Here is a 22,477-nt window from a genome sequence, read left to right on the forward strand (position 1 = left end):
TCAGTCCAGCTCCAGCTTGCGCCCGTACACGCTCACGCTCGCCGTCTTCAACGCCTTCATCATCACCTTCGCCGCCGGCGACAGCAGTCGGTCCGTGCGCGTGATGATGCCGAAGGCGTCCATGTGGCAGGGCATGTCCAGCGGCAGCAGCGACACGATGCCGTGCGATGCGTAGTAGCGCGCCACGTCGGTCGCCAGCACGGCCACCATGTCGCTCTGCTGCAGCATGCGCGTGATGAAGAGCAGGGCCGAGCTCTCGATGGTGTTGGTCGGCGGCGCCAGCCCTTCTTCCTGGAACATCAGCTCGAAGCGGTGGCGCAGCACGCTGCCCGCGGGCGGCACGATCCAGCCGGCGCTCACCACGTCGCGCAGGGTGAGGCCGCTCACGCCCAGCAGCGGATGGCCGGGGCGCACCAGCGCGCACACGGGCTCCTCGGTGAGCGCCTCGTAGCGCAGCTGCGACTTGTCGTGCTCGGCGAACAGCCGCGCCACCAGGATGTCGAGCTTGCCCTGCTCGAGCCGCTCGATGAGCACGGGGCTGGTCTCTATCTCCAGCGACACGCGCAGGTCGGGCTGCTCGCGCTTGACCATGGCCACGGCCGGCGGCATCAGCGTGAGGCCGGGCGCGGTGATGGCGCCCACGCTCACATGGCCGAAGCGCCCGGCCTTCAGCGCGGTGAGCTCGTCGTGCGCCTGGTTGAGGCTGGCGAGCGCCACGCGGGCGTGACGGATCATGGTCTCGCCATACCAGGTGGGGCGCATGCCGCGCGGCAGGCGCTCGAACAGCGGCACCTCCAGCACGTCTTCCAGGTCCTTCAGCAGCTTGGAGGCCGCGGGCTGCGTCATGTTGAGCACCTGCGCGGCGCGGTGGATGTTGCCTTCCTCGGCGAGCGCCACCAGCAGGAGCAGTTGCCGGGTCTTCAGCCGGGCGCGGATGAACCAGTGGTTGTAGTTGGTCATTTCTGTGGAAACGAAGGTCTGACCGGGTTTTCCAGAATCCGGCGATTGATATGCATTTTGCGTAAAAAACGATTGGATCGATATCAATTCTGTTCCTAGACTGGCCGCACATCCAGAACAACAGAGACAAGGTCCACGCCACGGTGATTCACGGCGAGATCCATCAGAACGTGCGGCAGTACATCAACGGCCGCTGGGAAACCAGCGCGACCACGGGGATGAGCGCCAACCCCTCGGACACCACCGAAGTGGTGGCCGAGTACGCACGTGCGGACCGCCGCCAGGCCGAACTCGCCATTCGCGCGGCCACCGAGGCCTTTCCCCATTGGAGCCACAGCACGCCGCAGCGCCGCGCCGACGTGCTCGACCGCATCGGCGCCGAGCTGCTCGCCCGCAAGGACGACCTGGGCCTGCTGCTGGCGCGTGAAGAGGGCAAGACGCTGCCCGAGGCGGTGGCGGAGGTGGCGCGTGCCGGCCAGGTCTTCAAGTTCTTCGCGGGTGAAGCCCTGCGCGGGGGCGGCGGCGAGAACGTGGCCTCGGTGCGCGCGGGCGTGCAGGTCGATGTCACGCGCGAGCCGGTGGGCGTGGTCGGGCTCATCACGCCGTGGAACTCGCCCTTCGTCATTCCCGCGTGGAAGATCGCGCCCGCGCTGGCGCACGGCAACAGCGTGGTGTTCAAGCCCGCGGAGCTGGTGCCGGCCTGCGGCTGGGCGCTGGCCGAGATCATCAGCCGCGCGGCCTTGCCGGCCGGCGCCTTCAACCTCGTGATGGGCAGCGGCCGCGAGGTGGGGCAGGCGCTGGTCGACAGCCCGCTGGTCGATGCGCTGAGCTTCACCGGCTCGGCCGCCAACGGCGAGCGCGTGCTGCAGGCGGCGGCCACGCGGCGCGCCAAGGTGCAGCTGGAAACCGGCGGCAAGAACGCGCTGGTGGTGCTGGCCGATGCCGACCTCGACCGCGCGGTCGACTGCGCGGTGCAGGGCGCCTACTTTTCCGCGGGCCAGCGCTGCACGGCGTCGAGCCGGCTGATCGTGGAGGCGCCGGTGCACGACGCCTTCGTCGCGAAGCTGCGCCAGCGCCTGAAAGACTTGAAGATCGGCCACGCGCTGGAGCGCGGCGTCGACATCGGCCCGGTGGCCGACGAGGAGCGCCTGGCGCAGAACCTGGCCTGGGTGGGCATTGCGCGCGAAGAGGGCGCCGAGCACGTGTGGGGCGGCGAGGCGCTGCAGCGCGCCACCGCCGGCCACTACATGAGCCCCGCGCTGTTCCTGGCCAGGCCCGCGCACCGCATCGCGCGCGAGGAAATCTTCGGGCCGCTGGCCTGCGTGCTGCGCGCCGCCGACTACGACGAGGCGCTGGCCCTGTGCAACGACACGCCCTTCGGCCTGTGCGCGGGCATCTGCACCAACTCGCTGAAGCACGCCATGCATTTCAGGCGCCATGCCGTGGTCGGCATGACGATGGTCAATCTGCCGACCGCGGGGGTGGACTTTCACGTGCCCTTCGGCGGCCGCAAGGGGTCGGGCTACGGGCCGCGCGAACAAGGGCGCCACGCCGCGGAGTTCTACACGACGGTGAAGACCGGCTACATGCTGGCCTGACCGGACGGGGTTTCGTTCACCACACCAACAGCCAACAGCAAAGTCCTCGAGACATCAAGAAGGAGACATCCCATGACCATGAATCGCCGCACCCTGAACACCGCGCTCGCCGCCGCAGCCCTGGGCAGCATGCTGCCCGTGTCCGTCTTCGCGCAGAAGAAGCTCGTGCTGGGCTTCGCGCAGGTGGGCGCCGAGAGCGAATGGCGCACCGCCAACACCGAGTCGATCAAGTCGTCCGCGAAGGACGCCGGCATCGAGCTGAAGTTCTCCGACGCGCAGCAGAAGCAGGAAAACCAGATCAAGGCCATTCGCTCGTACATCGCGCAGAAGGTGGACGTGATCGCGTTCTCGCCGGTGGTCGAGTCGGGCTGGGAAACCGTGCTGCGCGAGGCCAAGGCCGCGAAGATCCCGGTGGTGCTGACCGACCGTTCCGTCAACACCAAGGACGACACGCTCTACGTGACCTTCATGGGCTCCGACTTCATCGAAGAGGGCCGCAAGGCCGGCCGCTGGCTGGTGGAGAAGATGAAGGACCAGAAGGGCGACGTGAACATCGTCGAGCTGCAGGGCACCGTGGGCTCGGCGCCGGCCATCGACCGCAAGAAGGGCTTCGAGGAAATCATCAAGGCCGACCCCAAGTTCAAGATCATCCGCTCGCAGACCGGCGACTTCACGCGCGCCAAGGGCAAGGAGGTGATGGAAGCCTTCCTAAAGGCCGACGGCAAGAAGATCAACGTGCTCTACGCGCACAACGACGACATGGCCATCGGCGCGATCCAGGCCATCGAGGAAGCGGGCCTGAAGCCGGCCAAGGACATCACCATCATCTCCATCGATGGGGTGAAGGGCGCCTTCGAGGCCATGATCGCCGGCAAGCTGAACGTGTCGGTCGAATGCAGCCCGCTGCTCGGGCCGCAGCTGATGCAGGCGGTGAAGGACATCAAGGACGGCAAGACGCTGCCCAAGCGCATCGTGACCGTGGAAAGCATCTTCCCGATGGAAGTCGCGGCCAAAGAGTTTCCGAACCGCAAGTACTGAGGAAGCACGGACATGAAACGCCACTTTCTCAAGGCCACGCTCGCGGGCATGGCGCTGGCCGTCGTCGGCTTCACGCCGATGGCCAACGCCCAGGACAAGGGCCTGATCGCCATCTCGATGCCCACCAAGTCGTCGGCGCGCTGGATCGCCGACGGCGCCAACATGCAGAAGTACTTCAAGGACAAGGGCTACAAGACCGACCTGCAGTACGCGGACGACGACATTCCCAACCAGCTCGCGCAGATCGAGAACATGGTGACCAAGGGCTCGAAGGTGCTGGTCATCGCGGCCATCGACGGCACCACCTTGTCCGACGTGCTGCAGAAGGCCGCCGACAAGGGCGTGAAGGTGATCGCGTACGACCGGCTCATCAAGGGCTCGAAGAACGTCGACTACTACGCCACCTTCGACAACTTCCAGGTGGGCGTGCTGCAGGCGCAGTCGATAGAGAAGGCGCTCGACCTGAAGGGCGGCAAGGGGCCTTTCAACATCGAGCTGTTCGGCGGCTCGCCCGACGACAACAACGCCTTCTTCTTCTACAACGGCGCGCTCTCGGTGCTCAAGCCCTACATCGACAGCGGCAAGCTGGTGGTGCGCAGCAAGCAGATGGGCATGGACAAGGTCGGCACGCTGCGCTGGGACGGCGCGGTGGCGCAGGCGCGCATGGACAACCTGCTGTCGGCCTACTACACCAAGGACCGCGTGGACGCGGTGCTGTCGCCGTACGACGGGCTTTCCATCGGCATTCTCTCGTCGCTGAAGGGCGTGGGCTACGGCTCGGGTTCGCAGCCGATGCCCATCGTGTCGGGGCAGGACGCGGAGGTGCCTTCGGTGAAGTCCATCCTGCGCAAGGAGCAGACCTCGACCGTGTTCAAGGACACGCGCGAGCTCGCCAAGGTGACGGTGGCCATGGTCGACGCGATGCTCTCGGGCAAGACGCCCGAGGTGAACGACACCAAGACCTACAACAACGGCCTCAAGGTGGTGCCCTCGTACCTGCTGAAGCCGGTGAGCGTGGACGCGTCGAACTGGAAGACGGTGCTGGTCGACAGCGGCTACTACAAGGAAAGCCAGATCAAGTGAGCCACGAAGGCGAACGCACCACCCGCGAGATGCGCGGCACCATCCTCGAGATGCGTGGCATCACCAAGACGTTTCCCGGCGTGAAGGCGCTGAGCAACGTCAACCTGGCGGTGCGCGCGGGCGAGATCCACGCGGTGGTGGGCGAGAACGGCGCGGGCAAGTCGACGCTCATGAAGGTGCTGAGCGGCGTGTACCCGTGCGACTCGTACACCGGCGCCGTGCATTTCGAGGGCGAGGAGCGCCGCTTCAAGGGCATTGCCGACAGCGAGAAGCTCGGCATCATCATCATCCACCAGGAGCTGGCGCTGGTGCCGCTGCTGTCGATTGCAGAGAACATCTTCCTGGGCAACGAGATGGCCCGCGGCGGCGTGATCGACTGGTTCGCCGCGTACGCGAAAACGCGCGAGCTGCTGGCCAAGGTGGGCCTGAAGGAGCCGGCCACCACGCTGGTGACCGACCTGGGCGTGGGCAAGCAGCAGCTGGTCGAAATTGCCAAGGCGCTGGCGAAGGAGGTGAAGCTGCTGATCCTCGACGAGCCCACCGCCAGCCTGAACGAAAAGGACAGCGACGCGCTGCTGGAGCTGCTGCTGGCGCTCAAGCGCCAGGGCATCGCGTCGATCCTCATCTCGCACAAGCTCAACGAGATCGCCAAGGTGGCCGACGCGGTGACGGTGCTGCGCGACGGCGCCACCGTGGAAACCATCGACTGCCGCACGCAGCCCATCAGCGAGGACCGCATCATCCGCGGCATGGTGGGCCGCGACATGGAACACCGCTACCCGCAGCGCACGCCGAAGATCGGAGCAACGGTGCTCGAGGTGCGCGACTGGCGCGTGCACCACGCGCTGCACGCCGACCGCGAGCAGATCAAGGGCGTGAGCCTGCACGTGCGCCAGGGCGAGATCGTGGGCATCGCCGGCCTCATGGGCGCGGGCCGCACCGAGCTGGCGATGAGCGTGTTCGGCAGGTCGTACGGCCAGCGCATCAGCGGCCAGGTGCTGATGCACGGCAAGCCGGTGGACGTAGGCACGGTGCGCAAGGCCATCGACCACGGCATCGCCTACGTCACCGAAGACCGCAAGGGCCTGGGGCTGGTGCTGGAGGAAGACATCCGCAAGAACATCAGCCTGGCGAACCTCGACGCGGTTTCGCAGGGCGCGGTGATCGACACCGGGCGCGAATTCAAGGTGGCCAACGACTACCGCAAGGCGCTGAACATCCGCTGCTCGGGCGTCGAGCAGCTGGTGGTGAACCTGTCGGGCGGCAACCAGCAGAAGGTGGTGCTGAGCAAGTGGCTCTTCACGAAGCCCGAGCTGCTGATGCTCGACGAGCCCACGCGCGGCATCGACGTGGGCGCCAAGTACGAGATCTACACCATCATCGACCAGCTCGCGAGCGAGGGCAAAGGCATTCTCATGATCTCTTCGGAACTGCCGGAACTGCTCGGCATGTGCGACCGCATCTACGTGATGAACGAGGGGCGCTTCGTGGCCGAGTTCACGGCGGCCGAGGCCTCGCAGGAACGCATCATGCACGCCATCGTGAGCGCGGGGAGCTCGGTCCATGTCGCAGCCTGAAGCGAATGCGGTGAATGCCGCGAAGCCCGCCATGCCCCTGGCCGACGGGCCGAAGCTGCATGCCGGCTTCCTGAAGAACAACCTGCGCGAGTACGGCATGCTGATCTCGCTGGTCGCGATCATGGTGCTGTTCCAGGTGCTGACCGACGGCACCTTGCTGCGCCCGCTCAACCTCACCAACCTGCTGCTGCAGAACAGCTACGTGGTCATCATGGCGCTGGGCATGCTGCTGGTGATCGTGGCGGGGCACATCGACCTGTCGGTGGGCTCGGTGTGCGGCTTCATCGGCGCGCTGGCGGCGGTGCTGATGGTGGAGTACGAGTGGCACTTCGTGCCCACCGCCCTCGTGAGCATCGCGGCGGGCGCGCTCATCGGCGCGGCGCAGGGCTGGTTCGTGGCGTTTCGCAAGATCCCGTCGTTCATCGTCACGCTGGCGGGCATGCTGGTGTTCAAGGGGCTCACGCTGGCCTTGCTCGCGGGGCAGTCGGTGGGGCCGTTTCCCGAGGCGTTCCAGCGGCTGAGCTCGGGCTTCATTCCCGATCCACTGGGGGGCGGCGCCTTGCGCACCACCTCACTGGTGGTCGGCGCGCTGGCGGCCTTCGCGCTGGTGTTCTTCAAGCTGCGCGGGCGCGCCCGGCTGGCGGCGCACGGCATGGAGCAGGAGCCCTACGCCTTCTTCCTGGTGAAGAACCTGTGCTTCGCGGCCATCATCCTGTTCTTCAGCTACCTGCTGTCGACCTACAAGGGCCTGCCCAACGTGCTCATCGTGATGGCGGTGCTGATCGTGGTGTACGACTTCGTCACCAACCGCACCACGCTGGGCCGGCGCATCTACGCGCTGGGCGGCAACGAGAAGGCGGCCCGGCTGTCGGGCGTGAAGACGCAGCGCCTGGCCTTTCTCACCTTCGTGAACATGGGCGCGCTCGCGGCGCTGGCCGGGCTGGTGTTCGCGGCGCGGCTGAACACGGCCACGCCCAAGGCGGGCCTGGGTTTCGAGCTCGACGTGATCGCGGCCTGCTTCATCGGCGGCGCCTCGGCCTCGGGCGGCGTGGGCCGCGTGATGGGCGCGGTCATCGGTGCCTTCATCATGGGCGTGATGAACAACGGCATGTCGATATTGGGCATCGGCATCGACTACCAGCAGGTCATCAAGGGCCTGGTGCTGCTGGCGGCGGTGTTCATCGACGTCTACAACAAGAACAAGTGAGCGCGCATGGCTGACAGCACTCCATCGCCCGTGCTCGAACTGAAGGGCATCCACAAGCAGTTCGGCGGCATCCACGTGCTGCGCGACGTGCGGCTGAACCTGTACCCCGGCGAAATCCATGCGCTGATGGGGCAGAACGGCGCGGGCAAGTCCACGCTCATCAAGGTGCTGACGGGCGTGTTGCCGTCCAGCGGCGGCGAGATGTTCCTGGACGGCCGGCCGATTCGCCCCGCGTCGCCGCTGGACGCGCAGAAGCTGGGCATCAGCACGGTCTACCAGGAGGTGAACCTGTGCCCCAACCTGTCGGTGGCCGAGAACGTGTTCGCGGGCCGCTATCCGCGCTGCGGCATGGCGCAGGGCTTTCGCATCGACTGGGCATCGGTGAACCGGCGCGCCGAGGAGCTGCTCGCGCGCATCGGGCTGGACATCGACGTGACGCGGCTGCTGTCGAGCTACTCGGTGGCGGTGCAGCAGATGGTGGCCATCGCGCGGGCGCTGGGCGTGTCGTCGAAGGTGCTGATCCTCGACGAGCCGACATCGAGCCTGGACGACGACGAGGTGGAGAAGCTGTTCGAGGTGCTGCGGCGTTTGCGCGGCGAGGGGCTGGCCATCGTGTTCGTCACGCACTTTCTCAACCAGATGTACGCGGTGTCGGACCGCATCACCGTGCTGCGCAACGGGGCGTGGATCGGCGAGTGGCGCGCGGCGGACCTGGGGCCGCAGGCCCTGATCGCCGCGATGCTGGGGCGCGAGCTGGCGGCGCAGTCGGCGCGGCCGGCGGCGTTGCCTGCGTTCGACGAGGCAGCGCCTGCGCTGCTGCAGGCCGAAGGGCTGGGGCAGGCGGGGCAGCTGCAGGCGACGGATCTGCGTGTGCGCGCGGGCGAGGTGGTCGGCATTGCCGGGCTGCTGGGCGCGGGGCGCACGGAGCTGGCGCGGCTGCTGTTCGGGCTGGAAATGCCGGACCGCGGGGTGCTGAAGGTCGATGGGCGCTCCGTCAGCTTCTCGAACCCCGCCGATGCGATTCGCGAAGGGTTGGCGCTGTGCCCTGAAGAACGCAAGACCGACGGCATCGTCGCGGAGCTGTCGGTGCGGGAGAACATCGCGCTGGCCTTGCAGGCGCGTCTGGGCACCCGGCGTTTTCTGTCGCATGCCGAGCAGACGGAGATGGCCGAGCGCTTCGTGAAGTCGCTGGGCATCAAGACCGCGAGCGTGGAGACGCCCATCGGCTTGCTGTCGGGCGGCAACCAGCAGAAGGCCATGATCGCGCGCTGGCTCGCGACCGAGCCGCGCCTGCTGATCCTGGACGAGCCGACGCGCGGCATCGACGTGGCGGCGAAGCAGGAAATCATGGAAGAGATCTTGCGGTTGGCGCGCGCGGGCATGGCCGTGGTGTTCATCTCGTCGGAGATGAGCGAGGTGGTGCGCGTGGCGCATCGCATCGTCGTGCTGCGGGACAGGAAGAAGGTGGGGGAGCTGCCGGGTGGGGCTTCGGAGGATGAGGTTTACGAAATGATTGCCGCCGCATGAACCAACCATTGCATGTCTCCCTCCCCCGCTGGGGGAGGGCAGGGGTGGGGGCAAGCGGCCTTCGATCGGGCGCTGTCGTGCGGCGAACGCCGCGTGCCCCCATCCCGGCCTTCCCCCGAGAGGGGAAGGAGCAAGACAAACCGCGCGCGGCTTGCGCTGGCCCCGGGTATTTCTCCCTCCCCTTCCGGGGGAGGGCAGGGGTGGGGGCGCGCGGCCTTCACCGCCGCGCAATGTTCAAGGCCGCGTGCCCCCATCCCCGCCTTCCCCCGGAAGGGGAAGGAGCAAGGCAGAACACATGAACCGCCTTTCATCCCTTATGAGCCACCGCCTCGCCTGGCCCCTCGTCACGCTCGTGCTCCTGCTCGCGGTGAACACCGCCTTCAACGCCAGCTTCCTCCACCTCGAATGGCGCGACGGCCATCTCTACGGCAGCCTCATCGACATCCTCAACCGCGCCGCCCCCCTGGTGCTGGTGTCCCTCGGCATGACCCTGGTGATCGCCACGCGCGGCATCGACATCTCGGTCGGCGCGGTGGTGGCCATTGCGGCGTCGCTCGCGGCCTGGATGATCGGCGGCTCGGTCGCCAGCGACGTGAGCCGCTTTCCGATGTCGCTCGCCATCCTTGCGGCCATCGGCATCGCCTTGCTGTGCGGCCTGTGGAACGGCCTGCTGGTCGCCAAGGTGGGCATGCAGCCGATCATCGCCACGCTGATCCTCATGGTGGCGGGCCGCGGCATCGCGCAGCTGATTGCCGACGGCCAGATCATCACCATCTACTACAAGCCCTTCTTCTTCCTCGGCAGCGGCTACCTGCTGGGCCTGCCGTTCTCGCTGTTCATCGTGGCGGCGGTGTTCGTGCTGCTGTACCTGGCCATCACGCGCACGGCGCTGGGGCTGTTCATCCAGGCGGTGGGCATCAACCCGACGGCGGCGCGCGTGGCGGGCATCCAGGCGCGGCGGCTCGTCGTGGGGGCCTACGCCTTCTGCGGCGCCTGCGCGGGCGTGGCGGGCCTGCTGATCAGCTCCAACGTGAAGAGCGCGGACGGCAACAACGCGGGCCAGCTCATCGAGCTCGACGCGATCCTGGCGGTGACGCTGGGCGGCACGGCGCTCACCGGCGGGCGCTTCAGCCTGGTGGGCAGCGTGATCGGCGCGCTCATCATCCAGACGCTGACCTATGCGATCTATTCGCTGGGGGTGCCGCCGGAAATCAACCTGGTGGTGAAGGCGGGGGTGGTGTTCGCGGTGATGCTGCTGCAGTCGCCGGAGTTCAGGGCGCAGGTGCGGGTGCTGGTGCAACGGCCCGTGCAACGACCCGTGCAGGAAGGGGACGCGGCATGAGCGCGGTGATCGATACAACAACCTCACCCCAGCCCTCTACGCTCAGCGGGAAAGGGGGCGGGAGAGGGGGCCATGCGGGGAACAAGAAGAAAGGGCTCAACCCGAAGTACCTGCCGCTGACCGCGACCATCTCGCTGTTCCTGCTGGTGGCCACGCTGGGCTCGGTGTTCTACGACGGCTTCTTCTCGGCGCAGGTGTTCCTCAACCTGCTGATCGACAACGCCTTCCTCATCGTCGTCGCCGTGGGCATGACCTTCGTCATTCTTTCGGGCGGCATCGACCTGTCGGTGGGCTCGGTCATCGCGCTGACCACCATGGTGTCGGCCTCGCTGGTGGAAAAGCACGGCTGGAGCCCGGGCATCGTCATTCCGCTGGTGCTCGCGATGGGCACGGCCTTCGGCGCGTTCATGGGGCTGCTCATCGAGCGCTTCAGGCTGCAGCCCTTCATCGTCACGCTGGCGGGCATGTTCCTGGCGCGCGGGCTGTGCTACCTCATCAGCATCGACTCGATCAGCATCACCAACGCGTTCTATTCCGAGGTGTCGCAGGTCCGCATTCCGATCTGGGGCGAGGCCTCGGTGTCGATCAGCGCGGTCATCGCCATCGTGGTGCTGCTGGCGGCGGTGTTCATCGCGCACTGCACGCCTTTCGGCCGCGCGGTGTACGCCATTGGCGGCAGCGAGCATTCGGCCATGCTCATGGGCCTGCCGGTGCGGCGCACGCTCATCGGCGTGTACACGCTGTCGGGCTTCTGCTCGGCGCTGGCGGGCGTGATCTTCACCTTCTACATGCTCTCGGGCTACGGGCTGCACGCGGTGGGGCTGGAGCTGGACGCCATCGCCGCGGTGGTCATCGGCGGCACGCTGCTCACCGGCGGCGTGGGCTATGTGGCGGGCACGCTGTTCGGCGTGCTGATGCTCGGGATCATCCAGACGCTGATCTCCTTCGACGGCACGCTCAGCTCGTGGTGGACGCGCATCGTGGTCGGCGCGCTGCTGTTCGTGTTCTGCCTGCTGCAGCGCTTCTTCACCTCGCGCGCACCCCGGCGCTGACCCTTCACCTCTCTCCCTCAGGACACCTCGCATGCCGGACACCCCTCCGAAGAAACTGCGCTCGACCGAATGGTTCGGCTCGGCCGACAAGAACGGCTTCATGTACCGCAGCTGGATGAAGAACCAGGGCATTCCCGACCACGAGTTCGACGGCCGCCCCATCGTCGGCATCTGCAACACCTGGTCGGAGCTCACGCCGTGCAACGCGCACTTCCGCAAGATCGCCGAGCACGTGAAGCGCGGCATCTCCGAGGCGGGCGGCTTCCCGGTGGAGTTCCCGGTGTTCTCCAACGGCGAATCGAACCTGCGGCCCACGGCCATGCTCACGCGCAACCTCGCGAGCATGGACGTGGAGGAGGCCATTCGCGGCAACCCGGTCGATGCGGTGGTGCTGCTCACGGGCTGCGACAAGACCACGCCCGCGCTGCTGATGGGTGCTGCCAGCTGCGACATTCCGGCCATCGTGGTCACGGGCGGGCCCATGCTCAACGGCAAGCTCGACGGCAAGAACATCGGCTCGGGCACGGCGGTGTGGCAGCTGCACGAATCGCTGAAGGCCGGTGAAATCGACCTGCACCAGTTCCTCTCGGCCGAAGGCGGCATGTCGCGCTCGGCGGGCACCTGCAACACCATGGGCACGGCGTCGACCATGGCCTGCATGGCCGAGGCGCTGGGCACCTCGCTGCCGCACAACGCGGCCATTCCGGCGGTCGACGCGCGGCGCTACGTGCTGGCGCAGATGTCGGGCATGCGCGCGGTACAGATGGCGAGAGAAGGGCTCACGCTGTCGAAGATCCTCACGCGCGAGGCCTTCGAGAACGCCATTCGCGTGAACGCGGCCATCGGCGGCTCGACCAACGCGGTGATCCACCTGAAGGCCATCGCGGGGCGCATCGGCGTCGAGCTGGAGCTGGAAGACTGGACGCGCATCGGCAGCCACACGCCCACCATCGTCGACCTGATGCCCTCGGGCCGCTTCCTGATGGAGGAGTTCTATTACGCCGGCGGCCTGCCCGCCGTGCTGCGGCGCCTCGGCGAGAACGGGCTGCTGCCGCACCCCGGCGCGCTCACCGTGAACGGCCGCTCGCTCTGGGACAACGTGCGCGAGGCGCCCAGCCTGGACGACGAGGTGATCCGCCCGCTGAGCAACCCGCTGATCGCCGACGGCGGCATCCGCATCCTGCGCGGCAACCTGTCGCCGCGCGGCGCGGTGCTGAAGCCCTCGGCCGCCACGCCGGAGCTGCTGAAGCACCGCGGCCGGGCGGTGGTGTTCGAGAACCTGGAGCACTACAAGGAGCGCATCGTCGACGAAGACCTCGACATCGACGCCAGCTCGGTGATGGTGCTGAAGAACTGCGGCCCCAAGGGCTACCCCGGCATGGCCGAGGTCGGCAACATGGGCCTGCCGCCCAAGCTGCTGCGCCAGGGCGTGAAGGACATGGTGCGCATCTCGGACGCGCGCATGAGCGGCACCGCCTACGGCACGGTGGTGCTGCACGTGGCGCCCGAAGCCGCCGACGGCGGGCCGCTGGCGGCGGTGCGCGACGGCGACTGGATCGAGCTCGACTGCGACGCGGGCCGGCTGCACCTGGACATCAGCGACGAAGAACTCGCCACGCGGCTGGCATCGCTGTCGGGCACCGACGCGCAACCGATGAGCACGCGCGGCGGCGGCTACCAGAAGCTCTACGTCAACCACGTGCTGCAGGCCGACGAGGGCTGCGACTTCGACTTTCTCGTCGGCTGCCGCGGCGCGGCCGTTCCCCGCCACTCGCATTGACCACACGAACACCCATGACCCCCAGATACCGCGGCATCTTCCCGGTGGTGCCGACCACCTTCACCGAACAGGGCGCGCTCGACCTCGAGAGCCAGAAGCGCTGCGTCGACTTCATGATCGACGCGGGCTCCGACGGGCTGTGCATCCTGGCGAACTTCTCAGAGCAGTTCGTGCTGTCCGACGACGAACGCGAGGTGCTCACGCGCGCGATCCTCGAGCACGTGAAGGGGCGCGTGCCGGTCATCGTGACCACCACGCACTACAGCACCAAGGTCTGCGCCGAGCGCAGCCGCCGCGCGCAGGACATGGGCGCGGCCATGCTGATGGTGATGCCGCCGTACCACGGCGCCACCTTCCGCGTGCCGGAGCCGCAGATCTTCGAGTTCTATGCGCGGCTGTCGGACGCGGTGGGCATTCCCGTCATGGTGCAGGACGCGCCGGCGAGCGGCACCGTGCTGTCGGCGCCCTTCCTCGCGCGCATGGCGAAGGAGATCGAGCACGTGGCGTACTTCAAGATCGAGACGCCGGGCGCGGCCGCCAAGCTGCGCGAGCTGATCCGCCTGGGCGGCGACGCCATCGAGGGCCCGTGGGACGGCGAGGAAGCCATCACGCTGATGCCCGACCTCGACGCCGGCGCCACCGGCTCGATGACCGGCGGTGGCTACCCCGACGGGATTCGCCCGATCATCGAGGCGCACCGCGCGGGCGACCGCGACACCGCATTCGCGCGGTACCAGCAGTGGCTGCCGCTCATCAACTACGAGAACCGGCAGGCGGGCCTGCTGGCCTGCAAGTCGCTCATGAAGGAGGGCGGCGTGATCGCTTGCGAGGCGCCGCGGCATCCGCTGCCGGCGATGCACCCTGAAACCCGTGCCGGCCTGATCGAGACGGCGAAGCGGCTCGACCCGCTGGTGCTGCGCTGGGGGCGCTAGGGTCGCTGGGGGCGCTAGGGTCACGAGCCGCTGCCGCGGCGGTGAACGCCACGTCGCTCCCCTCGGCGAAGTAGGGCGCGAGCAGCTCGGTCAGCCAGTTCATCACGGCGAGCACGCGCGGCGCGAGCTGGCGGCGGTTGACATACACCAGCGACACCGGCATCGGGCGCGCGGCAAAGCCCGGCATCACCTGCACCAGCGAGCCGGAATCGAAGCAGGGCTGCAGGCCGCCGACCGGCGCCTGGATCAGCCCCAGGCCCGCCACCGCCGCGGCGTTGTACGCGTCGGTGCCGTTCACCGTGACCAGGGAGCGCACCGGCTGCATGCGGTAGCGGCCCTGTACCGCGTCGAAGTACTCCCAGCCCGCGTCGTTCGGCGACAGCGTCTGCGCGAAATGCACGATGCGGTGGTGCGCCAGGTCGGCCAGGGTGCGCGGCGTGCCGTGCGCCTGCAGGTAGGCCGGGCTCGCGGCGTTGGCCATGCGCATGAAACCGAGCGGCCGCGCGACCAGCTCGGAGTCGCCCAGCACGCCCACGCGCAGCACGCAGTCGAAGCCTTCGTTTACCAGGTCGACGCGGCGGTCGGTGGTGCTGATGCCGATTTCCAGCGCGGGATGCAGCGCGAGAAATTCGGGCAGGCGCGGAATGACGAGGTCGCGCGCCACGGTGGCCGGCAGGTCGATGCGCAGGCGACCGGTGAGGCCGCTGGCGTCCGAGCGGAACATGCCGGCCAGCTGCTCGCCTTCGGCCAGGTAGTCCTTGCAACGCTCCAGGAAGCGCTCGCCGTCCTCGGTGAGGCGCACGCTGCGCGTGGTGCGCTGCAACAGCCGCGTGCCCAGCCGCTCTTCGAGCTGCTGCACGGCCACCGAGGTGCGCGCACGGGTCAGCCCGAGCTGGTCGGCGGCGCGGCTGAAGCTGGCGAGCTCGGCAACCCGCGAGAAGATGCGCAATTCGTCGGTGTTCATGGCGTCGGATTGTCCTGTTGGCTGATAACAGTGTGCTCCCATGCACGGGATTTATCTTGTGGGCGGTAATTTTTAAAGTCGGTTCATCAACCACCCCCATCAACCACCAGAGGACTTTGAAATGACCGGTTCCACTCTCTCCCGCATCGCACTCATCACCGGCGGCAGCCGTGGCCTGGGCCGCAGCGCCGCGCTGGCGCTGGCCGCCGACGGCGTCGATGTGATCCTGACCTATGTGTCGAACGAAGCCAGCGCGCGGGCGGTGGTGTCCGAGATCGAGGCGAAGGGCCGCCGCGCCGTGGCGCTGCCGCTCGACGTGGGCGACAGCAAGACCTTCGCGGCCTTCGCCGATGCGGTGAAGGCGGCGCTGGCCGCCACATGGCAGCGCGAGCGCTTCGACTTCCTGGTGAACAACGCCGGCGTCGGCCTGCACGCGAGCTTCGAGGAAACGACCGAAGCGCAGTTCGACATGCTCTTCAACATCCACTTCAAGGGCACGTACTTCCTCACGCAGAAGCTGCTGCCGCTGCTCAACGACGGCGGGCGCATCGTGAACCTGTCGTCGGGGCTCACGCGCTTCTCGATGCCCGGTGCCTCGGCCTACGCGGCGATGAAGGGCGGGGTCGAGACGCTGACGCGCTACCTCGCCAAGGAGCTGGGCGCGCGCGGCATCTCGGTGAACACCATTGCGCCGGGCGCCATCGCCACCGACTTCAGCGGCGGCATGGTGCGCGACAACCCGCAGGTGAACGCAATGGTCGCCGGCTTCACCGCGCTGGGACGCGCGGGCCTGCCCGACGACGTGGGCGGCGCCATCGCGAGCTTGCTGAGGGAGGGGAACGGCTGGGTCAACGCCCAACGCATCGAGGTGTCGGGCGGGATGCTGGTCTGAGCACGCGGCGTGCCCGGACGCTCAGGACAGAACGATCAGCTCTTCTCGAGCTCGGTGAGCTGCAGCGACAGGTCGAACAGCTTCGACTTGCTGGCGTAGTAGCGGTCCAGGCGCCACTCTTTCAGGATGTCCATGGCGAGCTCGAAGCTCTTGTAGTCGAGGTTGTACAGCGTGATCAGCTCGAAGCTGCGTTCGGACTCCAGGGCCAACACGAGCTGGGCCAGGATCTTGGCCGATTCGTTGGCCGGGTCCGTTTCGATGAATCGGCGAGCGACCTTGATGGCATTCATGGGAAGGGATTCCTCGGGTGGCAGGGAGCTAGAACTATAGCTAGCGTGCGCCGGCCCTTTATGACGGTTCTGTGACAACCAAGGACATAGCCCGCGGGCCGGAAACACCGGGCCGCGGGCTATGGCAGGCAGGTCGAAAAAGCGTCGGGAATGCTCAGCGCATCGGCATCGGCGCCGGGCGGGGCGCCATCACGGGCTCGGGCGCGCGGTCCATCGGCATCGGGCGCATGCCCGGCGCGGGCACGGTGCGCACGGTGGTCGTGACCGATTCGCGGATCACGCCGCCCCCCATCACGCTGCCTTCCACGGCGGCGCTGGTGTTGCCGGCACCGCCCAGCACGCGGGCCTCGCAGTCGGCGCGGTCGGCCGGCTGCTGCAGGCCGCAGCGTGCGAGGGCGTTGGCGCGGTAGTCGGGCGCGCTGGTCAGGCCGCCACGGGCCGCGGCCTGGCGTGCGGCGCCGGCTTCGCGGATGCAGGCGGCACGGTCCTGCTGGTTGTGGCCGCACACCGCCAGCTCGCGCTGGTAGGTGCTGTCGGATTCGCCGCGGCGCGGGCCGGCGGCAGAAGCCACGGTGGCGCTGGCCACGCCGCCCAGGGCGAGCAGCGCGAAGATCATCGAACGCGAGGTCTTGCTTTGCATGAGGTGCTCCTTGGTTTTCAGGGAATTGCTGCGGGGACTCAACGCGCGATTCAGCGCGACGGCACGGTCTGCGCCGGCAGGGGGGTAACGGTTTCGCGAATCACGCCGCCGCCCATCACGCTGCCTTCGGTGGTGGTGCGGGCACCGCCCTTGATGCGCGCTTCGCACTCGGGCTGGTCCGGGCCCGGCTGCTCGCTGCAGCGTGCCAGCGAATTCACTTCGCCGCGCGCCGGGCTGGGCGTGGTCAGGCCGGCGCGGCCGGCTTCCTGGCGGGCGGCTCCGGCTTCGCGCAGGCAGGCGGCGCGGTCTTGCTGCACGCCGTCGCAGGTGGCGCGTTCTTTCTGCATGCGGGCTTCGGTGCCGGGCGCCTGTGCGCCGGCGGTCTGCGCGCCGAAGACCATGAAGCCACTGGCGGCGAAGAGTGCCGTGGCGGAAAGGATGGAACGTACTGTTGTTGTCATGCGGGCTCCTTGGTTGGGGCACGCACCTGCTTTCAGTTGCGTGACCGGAGCCACAGTGTGGTGTCGGCGAAGGTGGCGGGTCTGTGGGACAGCCGCACCGTTCGACCGGGCCGGACGCGCCCCTGCATGTGGGACACGTCCGTCAGCGAAGCCTTCAGCCGGCCGCGATGCGGCTCGCGAGGTGAGCCAGCGCTTCTTCCACCTGGTCGACCAGGATCAGCGACAGGTCCCCGGGCTGCAGGCGCGCCAGCGCGGTGTCGATGGCGACGAACTCGCCGCGGATCTCGTCGATGTAGCGCGTGCGCGCCGCGCCCTGCAGGCCCTGGCGCAGCAGCGCCATCACCTCGCCGTCGGCGCGGCCGCGCTGCGCCGCGTCCTGGTACAGGATCACGTCGTCGAAGGCCTGGCCCAGGATGGCGGTCTGGTCGCGAATGTCGGAGTCGCGCCGGTCGCCCGCGCCGCTGATGACCACCGAGCGCTTCTTCGCCGGCATGGTGTCCACCGCCGACACCAGCGCGCGCATGGCGTCGGTGTTGTGGCCGTAGTCGGCGATCACGGTGGCGCCGCGGTAGTCCATGACGTTGAAGCGACCGGGCACGCCGGCCGCGTCGTTCATGAAGCTGGCCAGGCCGCTGCGGATGGTGTCCCAGTCCAGCCCCACGGCCCAGGCCGCGGCCACCGAGGCCATCACGTTGTCGACCTGGAAGCCGATGGTGCCGCCGCGCGTGATGGGCACGTCGCGCAGCGCGATGCGTTCGCGCCACGAGCCTTCGGCGGCCACCAGCGTGTCCTGGTCGACGTACACGGTGCGCTTGCCCTGCGCGCGGTGCGTGGCCATCACCGGGTGCATGCGGTCGGCGGTGAAGAAGATCACGTGGCCGGGGCAGCCCGCGGCCATGGCCGCGACGTTCGGGTCGGCGGCGTTGAGCACCGCGTAGCCGTCGGCGGACACGTTGCGCACGATCACGCGCTTGAGCACCGCCAGGTCTTCCACGGTGGTGATGTAGTTCAGCCCCAGGTGGTCGCCGCTGCCGATGTTGGTGACCACGGCCACCTGGCAGCGGTCGAAGCCCAGGCCCTCGCGCAGCACGCCGCCGCGGGCCACCTCGAACACGGCCGCGTCCACGTCGGGATGCATCAGCACGTTGCGCGCGCTCTTGGGGCCGCTGCAGTCGCCGCTGTCGGTCTGGCGGCCATCGACGTACACGCCGTCGGTGTTGGTCATGCCGGTGCGCAGGCCGCTGGAGGCGAGCAGGTGGTTGATCAGCCGCGCGGTGGTGGTCTTGCCGTTGGTGCCGGTGACGGCCACCACCGGAATGCGGCCGTCGTCGCCGTGCGCGTACAGCGTGTCCATTACCGCCTCGCCGACCGCGCGGCCGCGGCCGAACGAAGGCGAGATGTGCATGCGCAGGCCGGGCGCGGCATTGACCTCGACCACGCCGCCGTGCTGCTCCTCGAGCGGGCGCAGCACGTTCTCGCAGACCATGTCCACGCCGCAGATGTGCAGGCCGACCATTTGCGCGGCGTCCACCGCGCGCGCCGCCACTTCGGGGTGCACGGTGTCGGTCACGTCGGTGGCGGTGCCGCCGGTCGACAGGTTGGCGTTGTTGCGCAGCACCACGCGCTGGCCGCGCGCGGGCACGCTGTCGGGCGTGAGGCCCTGCGATTCGAGCCGGCCGATGGCGATGTCGTCCAGCCGGATCTTGGTGAGCGAGGTGGCGTGGCCCTCGCCGCGGCGCGGGTCGAGGTTCACGGTGTCCACCAGCTGGCGCACGGTGAGGGCGCCGTCGCCGATCACCTGCGGCGGGTCGCGGCGCGCCGCGGCCACGAGCCGGTCGCCCACCACCAGCAGGCGGAAGTCGAAGCCGGGCAGGAACTTCTCGACCATCACCTCGCCGTACACGGCGGCCGAGGCGTAGGCCGAGAACAGTTCCTCGCGCGTGGTGATGTTCACCGTCACGCCCTTGCCCTGGTTGCCGTCCTGCGGTTTCACCACCACCGGCAGGCCGATTTCGTGGGCCGCGGCCCAGCCGTCTTCGGCACTGCTCACGGGGCGGCCCAGCGGCACCGGCACGCCGGCGGCGTTGAGCAGCTGCTTGGTCAGTTCCTTGTCCTGCGCGATCGATTCGGCCACGCCGCTGGTGCTGTCGACCTCGGCGGCCTGGATGCGGCGCTGCTTGGAGCCCCAGCCGAACTGCACCAGGCTGCCGCTGGTGAGGCGGCGATACGGAATGCCGCGTGCCACGGCCGCATCGACGATGGAGCCGGTGCTCGGGCCCAGGCGCTCCGATTCGTCGAGGTCGCGCAGCTCGGTGATGGCGGCGTCGGCGTCGAAGGGGGTGTCGGCCTGCGCGGCCGCGATGAGCTGGTCGGCCAGCTCGATGGCGCGGCGGCCCACGGCCTCTTCGCTGTACTGGAACACGACCTGGTAGACGCCTTCTTCCAGCGTGGGCGAGGTGTGGCCGAAGTTGACGGCGCAGCCGGCCTGCGACTGCAGCGCGACGGCGGCGTTTTCCAGCACGTGGGCCAGGGCCAGCGGCTGGCCCAGCACCATCGGGTGCAGCTCGCCGATGGTCGGGAAGCGCGCGCGCAGGCGGTCTTCGAAACCGGCCAGGCGGGTGATGGCGTTCTCATCGCCTTCGCAGGCCACGACCGCCTCGATGGCGGTGTGGCGGCTCCAGAGATTGGGCCCGCGAAGGGCTCGGATGCGGGTGACTTTCATGGGGCGGCGAGAGCGTAGGAGCTTGCGGGCTTGAGTTGGCGGCGCGCGAACGCGTCAGATGAACTGGGGGTGCAGCGGCTGGGGATGCATCTGCGGTTGCGGTTGCGGCTGTGTTTGCGACAGCTGCAGCGAGGCCAGCGCGGCCTGCAGGTCGGCCTCGAAGGCTTCCACGCCGGCGCCGATCAGGTTCAGCGGAATGCCCAGCGCCCAGGCCGCGGCCACGGCGGCCAGCAGGCTTTCAAGGCTCACGCCGGCATGGGTGGCGCGCCACACGGTGAGGCGGCCCAGGCCGGGCAGGAACGATTCGCTGCTGCCGTTGGCCAGCACCACGCGGTCTTGCCGCACCAGCACGGCCTTGCCGCCGGCGCTCTGGTGCGCGGTGAGGGCGGCGGCCTGCGGGTCGGCCGCATACAGGATGACGGCGCCGTCGCACAGCGGCGCCAGGCCGGCCACGCGCGCGTCGGCAGCGTTCAGGACGGCGGTGCCTTCGGAGAGCACCACGTCGACCTGAGTGCGCAGCACCTTGACCATCTGGTCGCTCTCGGTCACGTCGTAGTCGGCCAGGGCTTCGAAGCCTTCCAGGTCGGTGACGATGCCGACTTCGCAGCGGTCGTAGGAGAGGCCGTCGCGCAGGATGGTCTCGGCGCCGTTCTCGATCACCACGGCCTGCACGGCACGGTTGACCAGCAGGCGGTGGCCGGCGTCCCAGTTGGCACTGTCGCGCGCGTCGACGCGGCGGCGTTCCAGGAACAGCCCGTCGCGGCAGGCCAGGCCGGTATGGCGCCCGCCCAGGTTGATGAGCCAGGCCACCAGCCGCGCCAGCACGGCGGTGTCGCGCGAACCGGCCACGCCGATCACGGGAATGCGGCCGGGCGCGTCGTTGGGGAACAGGTGGTCGCAAATGGCGCGGCCCACCGGGCGCGGCGAACCGACGGCCGGCTTCAGGTGCATCAGCAGGCCGGGGCCGGCGTTGACTTCGACGATGGCGCCACGTTGCGGGCCCAGCGGCTTGGAGATGTCTTGCGCCACCAAGTCGATGCCCGCGATGTCGAGGCCCACCACGCGCGCGGCCAGCACGGCGGCGTGCGCGACTTCGGGGTGGACCTGGTCGGTGCAGTCGTTGGCCATGTTGCCGTTGCGCTGGATGGTCACCACGCGGCCGGCGGCCGGCACGGCGTTGCCGTCCAGCTCCTGGCGCTTGAGCTCCAGCTGCAGCTTGGCGTCGGTGTCCAGCACGATCACGTCGAGCGGAAACTCTTCTTCGGCGCCGCGGCGCGGGTCGCTGTTGAGCTGCTTTTCGATCAGCTCGCGCACCGTGGCCTGGCCGTCGCCGGTCACGGTGATGATCTCGCCGCGCGCGGCCGCCACCACCTCGCCGCCCACCACCAGCAGGCGGTGCTCGTGGCCGCGGATGAAGCGCTCGACCATCACGTCGCTGCCTTCGGGCTCGGCCACGGCATAGGCGGCCATCACTTCTTCGCGCGTGGTGAGCTCGAGCGACACGCCGCGGCCGTGGTTGGCGTCCGAGGGCTTCACCACCACCGGCAGGCCGATGTCCTCGGCGGCTTCCCAGGCTTCTTCGGCGCTGTCGACCACCTGGCCTTCAGGCACGGGCACGCCGCAGCTCGCCAGCAGGGACTTGGTGAGTTCCTTGTCGCTGGCGATCGATTCGCCGATGGCGCTGGTGTAGTCGGTCTCGGCCGTCCAGATGCGTTGCTGGTTGGCGCCGTAGCCCAGCTGCACCAGGTTGCCGCTGTTCAGGCGCATGTGCGGAATGCCGCGGTCGGTGGCGGCGGACACGATGGCCGCGGTGCTCGGGCCGAGGTAGCAGTCTTCCACCTTGGCCTTGACCGCGTCGACCGCCTTTTGCACGTCGGCGGCGCTGAACGGGTCGTTGTTGATGGCCGCCATCAGCAGGCGGTGGCCCTCGGCCAGCGCCACGCGGGCCACCTGCTCGTCGCGCGCGCGGAACACCATGCGGTACACGCCGTGCTCCGAGGTGCTGCGCGTCTGGCCGAAGCCCGTGGGCATGCCGGCCAGGTTCAGCAGCTCGATGACCACGTGCTCGAGCACGTGGCCCGACCAGGTGCCTTCGGTCAGGCGCTGGATGAAGCCGCCGCGCTCGCCCACGCCGCAGTGGTGCTCGATGAGCGCCGGCAGCAGCCCGGTCAGGCGGTCGGTGAAGCCGTCGATCTTGTTGGAGGGAAAGTCCTCCAGCGAGCCCAGGTCGAGCCAGACTTCGAGCACCGGACGGTAGGTCCAGAGGTTGGGACCGCGCAAATAGTTGATGCGCAGCAATTGGATGTCGTCGAAACGGGTCATGCAAACGTTCGATGTGCTTTGGCCGAGCACCGCGGCGCCTTCAAGCGCGCCCATGGTGATCAGTCAGAATCGGCGCCCGACCAAGGGCGC

At 68.5% G+C, this 22,477-nt stretch carries 17 protein-coding genes and 1 pseudogene; 11 read left to right on the forward strand and 7 right to left on the reverse strand.

Translation table 11 applies throughout. The features are described 5' to 3' along the window. The gene (locus AB6807_RS16820; RefSeq protein ID WP_116912331.1) at positions 1–960 is read right to left on the reverse strand and encodes a LysR family transcriptional regulator; all 960 of its coding nucleotides are present in this window, start codon (positions 958–960) and stop codon (positions 1–3) included. Positions 961–1,103: 143 nt separating this feature from the next. On the opposite strand from AB6807_RS16820, the gene AB6807_RS16825 reads away from it, so the two are divergent. From AB6807_RS16825 to AB6807_RS16870, 10 genes are all read left to right on the forward strand, one after another. Beyond that, on the forward strand, positions 1,104–2,558 hold the full coding sequence (locus AB6807_RS16825; RefSeq protein WP_286513566.1) for an aldehyde dehydrogenase family protein: 1,455 nt from the start codon (positions 1,104–1,106) through the stop codon (positions 2,556–2,558). 72 nt (positions 2,559–2,630) lie between these two features. Beyond that, positions 2,631–3,596, forward strand: a complete 966-nt coding sequence (locus AB6807_RS16830; protein ID WP_116912329.1) for an ABC transporter substrate-binding protein — start codon at positions 2,631–2,633, stop codon at positions 3,594–3,596. Positions 3,597–3,608: 12 nt separating this feature from the next. Next, positions 3,609–4,679: a multiple monosaccharide ABC transporter substrate-binding protein gene (chvE, locus tag AB6807_RS16835; RefSeq protein WP_371085464.1), complete on the forward strand. Its 1,071-nt coding sequence runs from the start codon at positions 3,609–3,611 to the stop codon at positions 4,677–4,679. A gap of 29 nt (positions 4,680–4,708) precedes the next feature. Next, positions 4,709–6,256 (forward strand): multiple monosaccharide ABC transporter ATP-binding protein, encoded by a 1,548-nt coding sequence (mmsA, locus tag AB6807_RS16840; RefSeq protein ID WP_371085642.1) that lies wholly within the window; start codon positions 4,709–4,711, stop codon positions 6,254–6,256. Then, positions 6,243–7,463, forward strand: coding sequence for a multiple monosaccharide ABC transporter permease (mmsB, locus tag AB6807_RS16845; protein WP_371085465.1), 1,221 nt, complete (start codon positions 6,243–6,245; stop codon positions 7,461–7,463). Before mmsA ends, mmsB begins: the two co-directional genes overlap by 14 nt. A 6-nt stretch (positions 7,464–7,469) precedes the next feature. Continuing rightward, positions 7,470–8,990 (forward strand): sugar ABC transporter ATP-binding protein, encoded by a 1,521-nt coding sequence (locus AB6807_RS16850; RefSeq protein WP_116912326.1) that lies wholly within the window; start codon positions 7,470–7,472, stop codon positions 8,988–8,990. 295 nt (positions 8,991–9,285) lie between these two features. Next, positions 9,286–10,332 (forward strand): ABC transporter permease, encoded by a 1,047-nt coding sequence (locus tag AB6807_RS16855; protein ID WP_371085466.1) that lies wholly within the window; start codon positions 9,286–9,288, stop codon positions 10,330–10,332. Then, on the forward strand, positions 10,329–11,384 hold the full coding sequence (gene yjfF / locus AB6807_RS16860) for a galactofuranose ABC transporter, permease protein YjfF (RefSeq protein ID WP_286513553.1): 1,056 nt from the start codon (positions 10,329–10,331) through the stop codon (positions 11,382–11,384). Before AB6807_RS16855 ends, yjfF begins: the two co-directional genes overlap by 4 nt. A 31-nt stretch (positions 11,385–11,415) precedes the next feature. Beyond that, the gene (locus AB6807_RS16865) at positions 11,416–13,164 is read left to right on the forward strand and encodes an IlvD/Edd family dehydratase (protein ID WP_371085467.1); all 1,749 of its coding nucleotides are present in this window, start codon (positions 11,416–11,418) and stop codon (positions 13,162–13,164) included. A gap of 14 nt (positions 13,165–13,178) precedes the next feature. After that, a complete protein-coding gene (locus tag AB6807_RS16870) occupies positions 13,179–14,096 on the forward strand; it encodes a dihydrodipicolinate synthase family protein (RefSeq protein WP_371085468.1) in 918 nt (305 codons plus the stop codon). Positions 14,097–14,187: 91 nt separating this feature from the next. Here the strand turns inward: AB6807_RS16870 and AB6807_RS16875 are convergent. Next, positions 14,188–15,102: pseudogene (locus tag AB6807_RS16875) on the reverse strand (LysR family transcriptional regulator); the annotation flags it as partial. 79 nt (positions 15,103–15,181) lie between these two features. On the opposite strand from AB6807_RS16875, the gene AB6807_RS16880 reads away from it, so the two are divergent. Beyond that, entirely contained in the window at positions 15,182–15,952 is a 771-nt protein-coding gene (locus AB6807_RS16880) for an SDR family NAD(P)-dependent oxidoreductase (RefSeq protein ID WP_371085469.1), read from the forward strand. A gap of 35 nt (positions 15,953–15,987) precedes the next feature. On the opposite strand, the gene AB6807_RS16885 is transcribed toward AB6807_RS16880, so the two are convergent. The 5 genes from AB6807_RS16885 to cphA (AB6807_RS16905) form a co-directional block, all read right to left on the reverse strand. Next, complete coding sequence (locus tag AB6807_RS16885) at positions 15,988–16,242, reverse strand: hypothetical protein (protein ID WP_116912320.1); 255 nt, start codon at positions 16,240–16,242, stop codon at positions 15,988–15,990. 154 nt (positions 16,243–16,396) lie between these two features. Continuing rightward, a complete protein-coding gene (locus tag AB6807_RS16890) occupies positions 16,397–16,882 on the reverse strand; it encodes a hypothetical protein (RefSeq protein WP_286513544.1) in 486 nt (161 codons plus the stop codon). A 50-nt stretch (positions 16,883–16,932) separates the two neighbouring features. Beyond that, positions 16,933–17,343 carry a hypothetical protein gene (locus AB6807_RS16895; RefSeq protein ID WP_116912318.1) on the reverse strand — a complete coding sequence of 137 codons (411 nt, stop codon included), beginning with the start codon at positions 17,341–17,343 and terminating at the stop codon, positions 16,933–16,935. A gap of 154 nt (positions 17,344–17,497) precedes the next feature. Continuing rightward, on the reverse strand, positions 17,498–20,065 hold the full coding sequence (cphA, locus tag AB6807_RS16900) for a cyanophycin synthetase (RefSeq protein WP_116912317.1): 2,568 nt from the start codon (positions 20,063–20,065) through the stop codon (positions 17,498–17,500). Between the two features lie 54 nt (positions 20,066–20,119). Then, positions 20,120–22,441: a cyanophycin synthetase gene (gene cphA / locus AB6807_RS16905; protein WP_116912316.1), complete on the reverse strand. Its 2,322-nt coding sequence runs from the start codon at positions 22,439–22,441 to the stop codon at positions 20,120–20,122. Positions 22,442–22,477: the final 36 nt, after the last annotated feature.

The sequence above is a fragment of the Variovorax sp. RCC_210 genome, assembly GCF_041355175.1.
Lineage (GTDB): Bacteria > Pseudomonadota > Gammaproteobacteria > Burkholderiales > Burkholderiaceae_C > Variovorax.